This window comes from Aquihabitans sp. McL0605 (genome assembly GCF_049993875.1).
Taxonomy (GTDB): Bacteria; Actinomycetota; Acidimicrobiia; order Acidimicrobiales; family Iamiaceae; genus Aquihabitans.
Genome location: NZ_CP188252.1, coordinates 2,856,495 through 2,869,076, shown reverse-complemented (window position 1 = coordinate 2,869,076; position 12,582 = coordinate 2,856,495). Strand labels below are relative to the sequence as shown.

General features: G+C 72.8%; 12 protein-coding genes. 4 read left to right on the top strand and 8 right to left on the bottom strand.

Annotated features, from left to right (window positions below; all coding sequences use genetic code 11):
• The first annotated feature begins 109 nt into the window (after positions 1-109).
• The gene (locus ACPPVX_RS13400) at positions 110-1,105 is read left to right on the top strand and encodes a polyprenyl synthetase family protein (RefSeq protein ID WP_426571061.1); all 996 of its coding nucleotides are present in this window, start codon (positions 110-112) and stop codon (positions 1,103-1,105) included.
• 21 nt (positions 1,106-1,126) lie between these two features.
• Here the strand turns inward: ACPPVX_RS13400 and ACPPVX_RS13395 are convergent, their stop codons facing one another.
• Positions 1,127-2,419, bottom strand: coding sequence for a CapA family protein (locus tag ACPPVX_RS13395; protein ID WP_426571060.1), 1,293 nt, complete (start codon positions 2,417-2,419; stop codon positions 1,127-1,129).
• An 85-nt stretch (positions 2,420-2,504) separates the two neighbouring features.
• Between ACPPVX_RS13395 and ACPPVX_RS13390 the strand changes: the two genes are divergently transcribed.
• The 3 genes from ACPPVX_RS13390 to ACPPVX_RS13380 all read left to right on the top strand — a co-directional run bounded on the left by ACPPVX_RS13390 (position 2,505) and on the right by ACPPVX_RS13380 (position 5,252).
• Entirely contained in the window at positions 2,505-3,632 is a 1,128-nt protein-coding gene (locus ACPPVX_RS13390; RefSeq protein ID WP_426571059.1) for a sensor histidine kinase, read from the top strand.
• 121 nt (positions 3,633-3,753) lie between these two features.
• Positions 3,754-4,515, top strand: coding sequence for an LLM class F420-dependent oxidoreductase (locus ACPPVX_RS13385; RefSeq protein ID WP_426571058.1), 762 nt, complete (start codon positions 3,754-3,756; stop codon positions 4,513-4,515).
• 104 nt (positions 4,516-4,619) lie between these two features.
• Positions 4,620-5,252, top strand: a complete 633-nt coding sequence (locus tag ACPPVX_RS13380; RefSeq protein WP_426571057.1) for a response regulator — start codon at positions 4,620-4,622, stop codon at positions 5,250-5,252.
• Between the two features lie 252 nt (positions 5,253-5,504).
• Here the strand turns inward: ACPPVX_RS13380 and ACPPVX_RS13375 are convergent, their stop codons facing one another.
• The 7 genes from ACPPVX_RS13375 to ACPPVX_RS13345 all read right to left on the bottom strand — a co-directional run bounded on the left by ACPPVX_RS13375 (position 5,505) and on the right by ACPPVX_RS13345 (position 12,577).
• Positions 5,505-6,344 carry an alpha/beta fold hydrolase gene (locus ACPPVX_RS13375; RefSeq protein WP_426571056.1) on the bottom strand — a complete coding sequence of 280 codons (840 nt, stop codon included), beginning with the start codon at positions 6,342-6,344 and terminating at the stop codon, positions 5,505-5,507.
• A 304-nt stretch (positions 6,345-6,648) separates the two neighbouring features.
• A complete protein-coding gene (locus ACPPVX_RS13370) occupies positions 6,649-7,317 on the bottom strand; it encodes a hypothetical protein (RefSeq protein ID WP_426571055.1) in 669 nt (222 codons plus the stop codon).
• Positions 7,314-8,279, bottom strand: coding sequence for an NAD-dependent epimerase/dehydratase family protein (locus ACPPVX_RS13365; RefSeq protein WP_426571054.1), 966 nt, complete (start codon positions 8,277-8,279; stop codon positions 7,314-7,316). The genes ACPPVX_RS13370 and ACPPVX_RS13365 overlap by 4 nt, the downstream gene beginning before the upstream one ends.
• A 19-nt stretch (positions 8,280-8,298) precedes the next feature.
• On the bottom strand, positions 8,299-9,747 hold the full coding sequence (gene lysS, locus ACPPVX_RS13360; RefSeq protein WP_426571053.1) for a lysine--tRNA ligase: 1,449 nt from the start codon (positions 9,745-9,747) through the stop codon (positions 8,299-8,301).
• A 272-nt stretch (positions 9,748-10,019) separates the two neighbouring features.
• Positions 10,020-10,841 carry a type III pantothenate kinase gene (locus ACPPVX_RS13355; protein ID WP_426571052.1) on the bottom strand — a complete coding sequence of 274 codons (822 nt, stop codon included), beginning with the start codon at positions 10,839-10,841 and terminating at the stop codon, positions 10,020-10,022.
• Positions 10,842-10,844: 3 nt separating this feature from the next.
• Positions 10,845-11,054 carry a hypothetical protein gene (locus ACPPVX_RS13350; protein WP_426571051.1) on the bottom strand — a complete coding sequence of 70 codons (210 nt, stop codon included), beginning with the start codon at positions 11,052-11,054 and terminating at the stop codon, positions 10,845-10,847.
• Positions 11,051-12,577, bottom strand: coding sequence for an ArnT family glycosyltransferase (locus tag ACPPVX_RS13345; RefSeq protein WP_426571050.1), 1,527 nt, complete (start codon positions 12,575-12,577; stop codon positions 11,051-11,053). The genes ACPPVX_RS13350 and ACPPVX_RS13345 overlap by 4 nt, the downstream gene beginning before the upstream one ends.
• Positions 12,578-12,582: the final 5 nt, after the last annotated feature.

The following is a 12,582-nucleotide window of genomic DNA, read 5'->3' as shown; positions in this document are numbered from 1 at the left end:
GTGTACCGCCCGTCCCCGACATCCCCGTCGGCATCCGTGACAGGACCGTGAACTCCGATCGGGCCCAGCGAGTTCCGCCGGTGGGCCAGATCGCCCGTAACCTGCGCTGATGGCTGAGAACCCGCTGCTGGCCCTCCCCCATGCCGACACCGATCGGGCGCTCGTGGAGTCGGAGCTCCTGGTGGCGGTCGCCGCCCCCACCGAGGCGATGACCGAGATGGCGGGCCACCTCCTGGGCGCCGGCGGCAAGCGGGTCCGGCCCCTCTTCGCCATCGCGGCCGGCGGCTGCCTGCCCGGCGCCGACGGCCCGGCGCCCCTCGACGTGGTGCGCGGCGGCGTGTCGGTCGAGCTGGTCCACGTGGGCTCGCTGCTCCACGACGACGTGATCGATGAGGCCGTCACCCGCCGCGGGATCGAGAGCGTGAACGCCCGCTGGGGCAACCTGCGGGCCATCCTCGCCGGAGATTTCCTCCTGGCGAAGGCGTCGGAGATCGCGGCGTCGCTCGGCACCGAGGTGGCGGGCCTGCTGGCGGCCACCATCGGGGAGCTGTGCACCGGCGAGGTCCTCGAGCTGGACGACGCCTACAACGTGGCCCGCACCGAGGAGAGCTACCTCCAGGCCATCGAGGGGAAGACCGCCTCGTTGCTGTCGACGGCGTGCCGCATCGGCGGGATCGTCGGCGGCCTCGACCGCCCCGACATCGACCGCCTCACCGAGTTCGGCCGGGTGTACGGCATGGCGTTCCAGATCGTCGACGACGTGCTCGACGTGATCGCCACCGACGAGCAGCTCGGCAAGCCGGCCGGCCACGACCTCGTCGAGGGCGCCTACAACCTGCCCACGCTCCGAGCGCTGGCGGGCCCCCAGGGCGACGAGCTCCGCTCGGTCCTGGGCGCACCCATCGAGGGCGAGGCATGGGCCCAGGCCCGGGCGCTGGTCCGACAGGGCGATGCGGTCGACGAGGCCATCGCCGTGGCCCAGGCCTACGTCGACGAGGCGTGCGACCTGCTCGCCCCGTTCGAGGGCCGACCCTCGGCCGCCGGCCTGCAGGGCGCCAGCCGCCACCTCATCGCCAGCCTCGAAGCGGTCCGCGCCACCGCCTGACCCGACCCTCCCCGGTCCCGTTCAGGGCTTGGGCTGGAGGGTGGTGCCCGGGGTCTGACGGGTGGCGAGCACCGCCGCGGTGCGGTCGTAGCTGGCGATGAGCAGGGCGCGCAGGCCCGCCGGGATCGCCGGGTCCTGGAGGGTGCGGACGATGGGGAGCACCCGGAACGTGCCGGGCTCGATCCAGGTGGGGACGGCCTCGATCCCGGCCACCTGGTAGCGGCCGTCGAGGCGCTGCTTCGCCGTGAGCACCACGGTGATGCCATCGCTCTTGGGGACGGCCGGCTGGTCTGCGAGCTGGTTGCCCATCCCCCACACCACGTACGTGCCCGCCACCTGCTCGATCGGCTGCACGACGTGGGCGTGGTGCCCGATGATCACGTCGATGTCGGGCGATGGCAGCAGCTGGGCGGCCGTGCCCTTCTGGAACTGGTCCGGCTCGTGCTGGTACTCGGTGCCCCAGTGGAGGCTCACCACCACCAGCTGGGCGCCGGCCTCACGGGCGCGCTTGGCGTCGGCGTGGATGCGGGCCACGTCGATCAGGTTGGCGGCGAACGGCGCGTCAGCGGGGAGGCGGTAGCCGTTGAAGCCGTAGGCGTAGCTGAGGTGGGCGACCTTGGCCCCCCTCACGTCGTACATCGTGATGGCGGCCCCCTCCTCGGGGCTGCGGGCGGTGCCGGCGTGCTCCATGCCGTCCTGGTCGAACCGGGCCAGGGTGGCGTCGATGCCGGCGCGGCCCTGGTCGAGGCTGTGGTTCGACGCGGTGGAGCAGCCGTCGTACCCGGTGTCCCTGGCCGCGTCGATCAGCTGGGCCGGCGCGCCGAACGCCGGGTAGCCCGACAGGTGGGCCTGGTCGGCGGCGAGCGGCGTCTCCATGTGGCAGATGGCCAGGTCGGCGCCGGCGATGACCGGCTTCATCGGGTCGAGCATGGGGTGGAAGTCGTAGGGCTGCCCGGTGGCGCGGCCGTAGGTGGCGGCCTGGGCGTCGAGCGGGAGGTGCGGGAGCAGGTCGCCGGCGAACGCCAGGGTCATCGACGGGGGCCCGGGCAGGGCGGTCGTGGTGGTGGGGGGCGCCGTCGTGGTGGTGGGCGGCGCCGTCGTGGTGGTGCGCTCGGTGGTGGTGGACGGTGGCACCGAGGAGGTGGTGGCCGGCGCTCCGGCCGCCGCCACCGACGCGGCCCCCTCGTCGTCGGACGAGCGCACCAGCACGATCCCGAGCCCGAGCAGCACCACCACGGCACCGACGGCCGCCAGCCCGAGGCGGCGCCTCGAAGGCCGGGACCCGTCGGCCGCCGTCACCTCGCCATCGCTCACCCGATCGACGCTACGCACCCCTGATGTCCGGTTCGGGCACCCCCGCCCACCTCGATCGACCAGCCCATCGACCTACAGTTCCGCCATGGCGGCCCCCTCCTCCTCGGCTCGGCGCCAGCCCACCGACCTCGAGTGGGGCGTGGCCCGGGGCATCGCCGGGTTCCGCTGGCTGGCCCTCGCCTGGGCCGCTGTGGTCCTCGCCCTCACCCGGAACCACGTGGGCAACCCTGCGCTCGGGATCGTCCTGCTCGGCCTCGCCCTGGCGGTGACCGCCGCCACCACCGAGGCCTCGATCCGCCGGCGGTGGTGGCTGTTCCACCCGGGTGCGGTCGTGGCCGAGCTGGCCGTGGGCGGTTCGCTGCTGCTGCTCGACGGGCGGGTCTACGACGGGGGCCACAGCCAGAGCCTCGGCTCGGCCTGGCCCGTCGCAGGGATCCTGGCGGCGGCGCTGGTCGGCGGCCCCGTCGCGGGGGCGGTGGCCGGGCTGGCCCTGGGCCTGGCCCGGTGGGGCGGCAACGAGCTGGCGATCGCTCCCGATGGCCAGGCCAACCTGAAGCTGCTGTCGAGCGCGGTGCTCTTCGTGATCGCGGGTGGTGCGGCCGGTGCGGCCATCGAGCGGGTGCGCCAGGCCGAGACCGCGGTGGCCCAGGTCCGGGCACGCGAGGAGGTGGCCCGGACCCTCCACGACGGCGTGCTCCAGACCCTGGCCGTCGTCCAGCGCCGCTCCGCCGACGAGGAGCTGGTGGCGCTGGCGCGGGAGCAGGAGCTGGAGCTGCGCGCCTACCTGGCCGGCGACCGGGGCCGGGCCGAGCAGTTCGACGACCTGGGCGCCGCCCTCCGGCACGTGGCCGCCCGAGTGGAGCGCCGCGACGGCCTGCGCGTCGAGGTCCTCCTCATCGACGACGACCACCCGCAGGTGGCCCCCACCGTCGTCGAGGCCGTGACCGGCGCCGTCGGCGAGGCGCTCACCAACGCCCACAAGCACGGCGGGGCCACCCGGGCCACCGTCTTCGTCGACGTCGACGCCGAGGTCTTCTGCTCGGTCAAGGACGACGGCTCCGGCTTCGACCCGGCCACCACCGCGGCCGGCTCGGGCATCACCAGCTCGATCACCGGGCGCCTGGCCGAGGTGGGCGGCACCGCCGAGGTCGACGGCCGCCCCGGCCGCGGCGTCGAGGTCCGCATCCACGCCCCCCTCCGACCCAAGCGCTGACCCCTCCCCTCCCCGTTCGCGATCGAACTCTCTGTGATGAGCCGGGCCTCGGCAGTGGTCAGCACAGAAAGTTCGGCGGGGTCGGTCGGGAGTGGCCGGGGTCACTCGTACCCTGCCGAGCATGACGAACCTCAAGGTCGGGGTGCAGCTGCACCCCCAGGCAACAACCGTGGCGAACCTGCGCGAGGCGTGGAAGGCCGCCGACGCCATGGGCGTCGACTCCATCTGGATCTGGGACCACTTCTACCCGCTCTACGGCGACCCCAGCGCCCCGCACTTCGAGGCCTACACGCTGCTGGCCGCCCTGGCCGCCGACACCTCGCACGCCCGCCTCGGCGCCCTGGTCACCTGCAACAGCTACCGCAACCCACAGCTCCTGGCCGACATGTCGCGCACCATCGACCACATCAGCGACGGCCGCTTCACCCTCGGCATCGGCTCGGGCTGGTTCGAGCGCGACTACGAGGAGTACGGCTACGCGTTCGGCACCGCCATCGAGCGCCTGCACAAGCTCCGCGACGACCTGCCCGTCATCAAGGACCGGCTGGCCAAGCTCACCCCGCCGCCCATGGGCCCGCTGCCCATCCTCATCGGCGGATCCGGTGAGAAGGTCACGCTGAAGCTGGTGGCCGAGCACGCCGACGGCTGGAACACCTTCGGCCCGGCCGAGAACTTCGCCGCCAAGAACGCCATCTTGGACGAGTGGTGCCAGAAGGTCGGCCGCAACCCCGCCGACATCGAGCGCACCGTCGCCATCGGCGCCACCGACATCGACCAGTGGGAGGGCCTCGCCGAGGCCGGCGCCACCCACTTCATCGTGATGACCGGCGATCCGTTCGACCTCGACCCGGTCGCCCAGCTGCAGGCCGCCGTCCACGCCTGATCCGTTCCGGTCACCGAGCCACCGCCACGTGGCTCGGTGCCCCGAACGCCGCGGTGGGACGGCGGGGCACGGTCCGGTCCACACCCGCTGGCAGACTGGCCGACGTGGCTGAGCTCCGGGCGGTGCGGGTGGTCGTCGCCGACGACCACCAGATCTGGCGATCGGGCCTGCGGGCCGACCTGGGCGACGCGTTCGCCGTGGTGGGCGAGGCCGCCGACGCCGACGAGGCCATCGCGGTGATCCGCCGCGAGAAGCCCGACCTGGTGGTGTGCGACCTCCACATGCCCAACGGCGGCGGCATCAAGGTGGCCAAGGAGTGCGGCGAGCAGACCAGCATCGTCATGCTCACCGTGTCCGAGGCCGAGCGCGACCTGCTCGACGCGGTGGCCGCCGGCGCCCAGGGCTACCTGGTCAAGAGCACCCCGGTCGACGAGCTGCGCACAGCGCTGTACCAGGCCGCGCAGGGAGAGCCCGTGTTCAGCCCCAGCCTCGCCGCCCTGGTGCTGGGCGAGTTCCGCCGCATGCACAAGGGATCGGGCGGCACCCAGGCGCTCTCCGACCGCGAGCGGGAGGTCCTCCAGTACGTGGCCCGCGGCCACACCTACCGCGAGATCGGCGCCGAGCTGTTCATCGCCGAGAAGACGGTCGAGAACCACGTCCGCAACATCTTGACCAAGCTCCACCTCAACCGGAAGCAGGAGCTGATCCGCTACGCCCTCGACCACGGCATCGAATAGGGCCGCCGGCCCTCTCGTCACTCGCTCGCTGCGCTCGCTCCGTTCCTCGAACTTGGGGAACGGCTGACGCCGCTGCCTTCACTCCTCGGCACGACTTCGTCGCACCTCGTCGATCGAGGGGCGCTCCGCAGGCTCCGCCCCCTCAACCTCCCCCGGGGCTCGCTTCGCTCGGTACCCCGCCTCGCTCTCGCTGCTCACCTTGCCCTCGGGGAGCGACCGGGGGTGCTCGAGCCCCCGCCTCGCGCTGGAGGGTCAGACGGGGGTGGCTAGGTGGAGGATGTGCTCGGGGGAGGTGACTCGGTCGAGGAAGTCGCCGACGGTGCGGTTGAAGGCACCGGCCTGCTCCACCATGAACAGGTGGGCGCCGCCGCGGACGACGGCGAGCTCCGACCCGGGGATGAGCGACGCGATCTCCTCGCTGTCGCCCTGGGTGGTGAGCACGTCCTGGCTCCCGCACAGCACGAGCGTGGGCGCGGCCACCCCGGTGAGCTCGGCGCGCAGGGTGTCCTCGATGTTGAGGATCGCCTGGATCTGGGCGACGAACGACGCCACCGGCACGTTGAACGCGAGCGGTCCGAGGACGGCCATCGCCGGCCACGTGCGCTGGAGCGACCGCGGGCCGACCATCCACTTGAGGTTGCGGCGCACGAACTCGCGCATGCCGTAGGCCTGGGCTTGGTCGGCCCACTCGCTGAGCAGCTCCCGGCGCCAGGAGAAGTGGCGGCAGGCGGTGCACGCCAGCGTGAGCGACCGGACCCGGTCGGGGTGGCGCACGCCGATCACCTGGCTGATGATCCCGCCCATCGAGGCGCCGACCACGTGGGCCGACCCGTAGCCGGCATCGTCGAGCACGGCGATGGCGTCGGCGGCCATCACCTCCAGGTCGTAGGGGCCCTCGGCCCGGTCGGACCGGCCGACGCCGCGGTTGTCGACCATGACCAGCCGGTACCTCGATCCGAGCGCCCGCTTCTGCATGATCCAGCCGCGGGTGTCGGCCCCGAGCCCGTGGATCATCAGCAGCGGCTCGCCGTCGCGCCGGCCATCGAGCGCGTACGAGATCTTCGTCCCATCGGCAACGACGACTGACGGCATCGTCAAAGCGTACAACCAGGTGAACAGGGCCCCTGACCAACCACCCCCAGGTGAACACCACCGACAAGACCCAACCGCAAGCGCAAGGCCGACGTCGAGGCCGAGGTCGGGGTCGAGGTCGGGGTTGCCGAGCGAAGCGAGCCCAGGGGGTTTGGGGGACGGAGCTTGCGGAGTCCCCCAAGACGAAGGGGTGCGACGAAGTCGTGCCCCTGAGCGAGATCAGCCGGCCGTCAGGCCGGCCCCCGGTTCGAGGAACGGAGCGAGCGCAGCGAGCGAGTGACGAGAGGGCGAGCGGAGCGAGCCCCTAGAACCACCAGCTGGTGGGGAGGGACTCGTCGAGCAGCACCTGGGCGGCCTGGTGGGTGGACTCGGCCAGCTCCGCCGCCGCGAGCGGGCCGCCGTCGACCGGGGGGACCACGGGGTCGCCCACCACGATGCGCCAGCTGCGACCGAGCTCCCGGCCGACCAGGGCGATCGGGACCACCGGGCACCCGGTCTCGATGGCGGCTTCGAGGCGCTCGACCTCGAGCTGCCCGACGCGCTCGCGGGTGCGGAGGTCGCGCGACATGGGCAGCCCGACCAGCTGGCCGGCACGCAGGAGGCCTGCGATCTCGTCGGTGCGGTCGAGCACGCCACCGAAGCGGCGGACGAACGGCCCGATGGGGGCCACGTCGGGGACGCCGACCGTGCGGACGAAGCGGCCGGTGGCCTGGCGGATGCCCCGGGCGACCACCCACGGCTCGCTGATCCCGAACCGCCGGTTGAACACGAGCACGGCACCACCGAGGGCGGGGAGCTGGTCGGCGCCGTGCACGTCGATGTCCCAGCGGAGGCCGAAGATGGGGTTGGCCAGCGACACCAGCTCGGGGTCGAGGCCCCACTCGTCGATGTCGTAGGCGCCGACGGCGCGGCGGCGGACGTGGGCGACGACGGTGGCGCCGGGCACGCCGCGGCGCAACAGGCTGGTGCTCATCGGCGCGCCGCCTGGTCGGAGGGCTCGGGATGGGCGACGGTGTCCCAGCGGTAGAGCTGCGAGACCACGTCGTGGGTGGAGCGGGGCTCGATGCCCAGCACCGAACGGGCGAGGGCTCCGTCGGCGGTGCAGCCCCGCACGAGGATCTCGCGGGCGTGCGCGGGCAGCGGCGCGCCCTGCATCTCGGCCACCGCCGCGGCCGCGAGCCAGCCCGGGCCGAACACCGGCACCGGGATGCGCCGGCCCATCAGGACCGCCTGGGTGGCGGTGACCGCGCCGGCTCCCACCACGTTGAGCGGGCCGTCGTGGCGGGCCCATGCCGCCGCCACCATGGCCTGGCAGGCGTCTTCCTGGTGCAGCAGGCTGAACGGCATCTCCGACAGCGGATCGACGGCCACCGCCGGGAGGCGCAGGTACCGCCCCAGGGGGCTGGGGATGCTGGGCCCGACGATCGGCGCCAACCGCAGGCTGGTGACGGGCACGCCGGCCACGTCGCCGGCTTCGTTGGCCACCTGCTCGACGTGGGCGAGCGACGCTCCGAACGGCGAGGTGGGGTCGAGCGCCGCCCCCTCGTCGGGCCGGGTGGGGGCGCCGCGGCGGCGCCCGTAGGCCTCGACCCCCGAGCGCACCACGATGGAGGTGAGCGACGGGCACTTGGCGGCGGCACCGAGCACCGACACCGCGGAGGCCGCGGTGCTCCGCTGGGCCTCGGTGGGGTTGGTGCGCGAGTGCGGCTCGAACACGCCGAGGTGCAAGATCACCTCGGGGTCGAAGTCGCGGACGAGGTGCACGGCCTTGCGGCGGTCGGTGGGCTCCACGCGGTGGAACTCCGAGCGGAAGATGCGGCGCCGGGGCGGGAACAGGTCGATGCCGAGGATCTCGGTGACCGACTCGTCCTCTTCGAGCAGGTTGGCGACGCGGGTGCCGAGCTCGCCGCCCATGCCGGTGATCAGAACGCGCATCGCCTGCCTCCCCGGCCGCTCACTCGTCGCTGGCCTCCATGGTGCCAGAGCTGGGCTCCTGCTCCGGGCGAAGCGTCGGGAACAGCACCACGTCGCGGATGGTGGCAGCGTCGGTGAGCAGCATCACGAGCCGGTCGATCCCGATGCCGAGGCCGCCGGTGGGCGGCAGGCCGAACTCCAGCGCGCGCAGGTAGTCCTCGTCCACCGCCATGGCTTCCTCGTCGCCGTTGTCGCGCTCGCGGACCTGATCGAGGAAGCGGTCGCGCTGGTCGTCGGGGTCGAGCAGCTCGCTGAACGCGTTGCACAGCTCGCGGCCGGCGACGATGCACTCGAAGCGCTCGGTCATGCCGGGGATCTCGCGGTGCGGGCGGGCCAGCGGCGACACCTCGACCGGGTACTCCGTGACGAAGACGGGCTGCCACTGGGCGGCTTCGGCGGTCTTCTCGTAGAGCTCGAGCATGAGCTTGCCGACGCCGTAGCTGTCCTTCCACGGCACGTCGTGCTCGTCGCACAGCGCCCGCATCTCGTCGACGGGGGTGTCCATGCCGACGGCGACACCGATCTGCTCCTCGATGAGCGATGCCATGGTGGCCCGCTTCCAGGGCACGGACAGGTCGAGCTCCTGCTCCTGGTACGTGATGGTGGTGCTGCCGGTGATCTCCACCGCGAGGTACGAGACGAGGTTCTCGACCAGCTCCATGATGTCGGTCCAGTCGGCGTACGCCTGGTAGAGCTCGAGCATCGTGAACTCGGGGTTGTGCCGGGGCGAGATGCCCTCGTTGCGGAACACCCGGGCGATCTCGTACACCCGCTCGAAGCCGCCGACGACGAGGCGCTTCAGGTACAGCTCCGGCGCGATGCGCAGGAACATCTCGACGTCGAGCGCGTTGTGGTGCGTGGTGAACGGGCGGGCCAGCGCGCCGCCGGGGACGGGGTGGAAGACGGGGGTCTCCACCTCCATGAAGTCGCGGTCCTCGAGCCAGCGGCGGGTGAGCGACACGATCTTGGAGCGGGCCTGCAGGGTGGCGCGGGCCTCGTCGGTGACCCAGAGGTCGACGTAGCGCTGGCGGTAGCGGGTGTCGGGGTCGGTGATGCCGTGCCACTTGTCGGGGAACGGACGGCGGGTCTCGGCGAGGATCGTCCACTCGAGGACCTTCACCGACAGCTCGCCCTTGCGGGTGGTCATGACCTCGCCGCTGACCCCGATCCAGTCGCCGAGGGAGAGCTTGCCGAACTCCTCGAACCGGGGCGTCTCGTCGGCCGGGGCGAACAGCTGGATGCGCCCGGTGGAGTCGGCGAGCTGGCCGAACACGAGCTTTCCCTGGCCGCGGCGCAGCATGAGCCGCCCGGCGATGACCACCCGGTCGCCGGTCTCGACGCCGGCCTCGAGGTCGCCGTACTTCTGCTTCAGCCCCGACGCGGTGGCATCAGGATCGAAGCGGTACGGCACGGAAGAACGATCGGTCACGGCAGACAGCCTGCCCGCTGCAGCCGACGAGGTCCCAACCTTTCCCCCTTCATGATGGAGATCGGACCCCCGACGACGAGCACCCGGCCACTGGCGAGGACGGGGGTTCCGAGCGAAGCGAGCCCGGGGGAGCCTGAGGGGGCGGAGCCTGCGGAGCCCCTTCAGCCGAAGGGGTGCGACGCAGTCGTTCCCCTGAGCGGAAGCAGCCGGCCGTCAGGCCGTCCACCAGTTCGAGGAACGGAGTGAGCGCAGCGAACGAGTGACGAGAGGGGCTACTGGTTGCGCTCGAACACGACCCTCAGGCCGTGGAGGGTGAGCCAGGGCTCGACCCGGCGGATCGACGACGTGTACGGCGCGATCAGCTCGGCCAGGCCGCCGGTGGCGACGATGGTGGGATCGCCCAGCTCGTCGGCGAGCCGGCGGCAGATCCCGTCGACCTGACCGGCGAAGCCGAACACCGCACCGGACTGGATCGACTCGACGGTGGTGCGGCCGATCACGTTGCGGGGCTCGACCAGCTCGACGCGCCGCAGGGCCGCGGCGCGGGTGTAGAGCGCGTCGAGGCTGATCTCGATGCCCGGTGCGATGGCGCCGCCGAGGTACTCGCCCTTGGCGGACAGCGCGTCGTAGGTGGTGGCCGTGCCGAAGTCGATGATGATCGCCGGGCCGCCGTACAGGTCGAGGGCGGCGACGGCGTTGGCGATGCGGTCGGCGCCGACCTCGCGGGGGTTCTCGGTGAGGATCGGCAGGCCCGTCTTCACGCCCGGCTCGATCACGACCGGGCGGAAGCCGAAGTACTTCTCGGTCATCTCGCGGAACGCCGCGGTGGTGCGGGGCACCACCGACGAGATGGCGATGCCGTCGATGTCGTCGTCGAACGAGAAGCCGTGGAAGCCCAGGAACTCCTGCACCACCAGGGCGTGCTCGTCAGAGGTGCGCTCGGCGTTGGTGGAGATGCGCCAGTGGTCGAGCAGGCCCGCCTCGGCCGCACCCGAGCCGGAGCGGGGGACGAGATCGTCGAGCTCCGCGTCGCCCTCGTCGCTGAAGAGGCCGATCACCGTCTGGGTGTTGCCGATGTCGATGGCGAGCAGCATGGGCTAGAGCCTGGCGGGAGGGAGGCCGGGGCCGCCAACCGGCGGGCTGGCGGGCTGGACGGGGCCGATGCGGTCGCCGGGGTTCACCAGCACGGTGATGAGCAGCAGGAGCGCGACCACGGCCACGATGATCGTGACGTAGAGCCACTGCGGCAGCGAGCGGATCCAGCGGGCCACCGGGGACGGGCGCGAGCGGGCGGAGGTGTCGGTCACGGCGCCGCCCACCAGGCTTCGAGGCGGCCGACGCGGTGCGGGACCAGGCCCCACGACCGGGCCCAGGAGCGCCACTGGTCGACCGATGCCGCGGGCACGGCGTCGGTCAGCGACGGGTCGAGCACCACCATCTGGGCCGGCACCGTGCCGTCGTCGAACGGCGCGAGCGAGTCGATGGCGCCCGGGAAGTACGGCGCGACCGACTCGCCGTAGACCAGGACCTTCGTGGGCGCCACGCCGTCGGCCGCGGCCTCCTGCGCCAGGTGCCGGTAGTCGCCGTCGCCCATCGTGGCCAGCTGCACCATCGACCCGGCGCCGACCACCACCAGCACGGCCAGGGCGACGGCGGCGATCACGGGCCCGGGCGCCAGCCGGGTGGTGGTGCCGCGGCGCAGGCGCTCGACCTGCTCGGTGAGCCCGATCGCGATCAGCAGGATCAGCGGCGCCGTCCAGATCGCCCGGTAGTGCGGCAGGGCCACCGGCGACGACATCGCCGTGAACACCAGGGCCAGCGTGGCGGCGAGCAGGTAGACCACGACCAGCCGGCGCCGGCTGAGGAGCACGAACGCCAGGCCGACGAGCAGGGCCGCCACCAGGATCGGGCCATCGGCATCGAGCTGGTAGCGGAGGTTCGCCCACCAGGGGCTGCGGACGTAGACGCTCGACCCGAGCACGAGCTGGTGGCCGCCGCGAGCCCGCTCGGCCGGGAACCGGAGGGTCTGGTCGACCTGGTCCCACGCCCGCCGGCCGAACACGGCGAACGGCAGCAGGAACGCCACCACCGCCGAGGCGACCACCGCCGCGGTCTCCGCCGCCAGCCGGGCGCGGCCCCACACGTACGCCACGCCCACCACCACGACGGGGACGATCACGATCAGCGCGTTGAGCTTCGACGCCCCGGCCAGGCCGAGCACCACGCCGGTCGCCACCGCCCAGCGCATCCCGCCGTCGACGATCCAGCGCCAGCCCAGCCACAAGCCCACCAGGACCAGCGTGCCGGCCACCGCCTCCAGCATGCCGTAGCGGTCGATGCGCAGCTCGGCCACCTGCCAGCCGCCCACCACCATCGTCCGGGGGACCACCGCGAACAGCCCGGCCGCCACGATGCCGGTCCACCACCCGGCGACCCGCCGGCCGAACACGAACAGCACCGCGATGGCGCCCAGGAACCCGAGCGCCGACACCGTCCGCACCGCGGCCAGGTTCTGCCCGAGCACCACCTGGGCGCCGCCGAACAGGAGCTTGGCGAAGGGGGGATGGCCGAGGTTGGGGTCGATCCCCTGGTGCACGAGCACCCAGCCCGCCTGGGCGTAGGCGTCCTCGTCGAGCTTCCAGTCGGCCCGGTCGAGGCGCCAGAACGCCGAGAACACGCCGAGCAGGCCCACCGCGGCCAGCGCCGCCACCCCGAACCGGGGCGGCTCGGCGAGCGCCGGTCGGCGCCGGGTGCCGGCATCGACCGCGTCGGTCGCGTCGGTCGCGTCGACCGCGCCGGTCGCGTGATCGCCCTCGGCGGTGGCGCTCACCTCAG

Bases quoted from the DNA above. Each gene is read 5' to 3' on its own strand.
- ACPPVX_RS13375 (WP_426571056.1), bottom strand. From the start codon at position 6,344: ATGCCGTCAGTCGTCGTTGCCGATGGGACGAAGATCTCGTACGCGCTC.
- ACPPVX_RS13365 (WP_426571054.1), bottom strand. From the start codon at position 8,279: ATGCGCGTTCTGATCACCGGCATGGGCGGCGAGCTCGGCACCCGCGTC.
- ACPPVX_RS13355 (WP_426571052.1), bottom strand. From the start codon at position 10,841: ATGCTGCTCGCCATCGACATCGGCAACACCCAGACGGTGATCGGCCTC.
- ACPPVX_RS13385 (WP_426571058.1), top strand. From the start codon at position 3,754: ATGACGAACCTCAAGGTCGGGGTGCAGCTGCACCCCCAGGCAACAACC.
- ACPPVX_RS13370 (WP_426571055.1), bottom strand. From the start codon at position 7,317: ATGAGCACCAGCCTGTTGCGCCGCGGCGTGCCCGGCGCCACCGTCGTC.
- ACPPVX_RS13390 (WP_426571059.1), top strand. From the start codon at position 2,505: ATGGCGGCCCCCTCCTCCTCGGCTCGGCGCCAGCCCACCGACCTCGAG.
- ACPPVX_RS13400 (WP_426571061.1), top strand. From the start codon at position 110: ATGGCTGAGAACCCGCTGCTGGCCCTCCCCCATGCCGACACCGATCGG.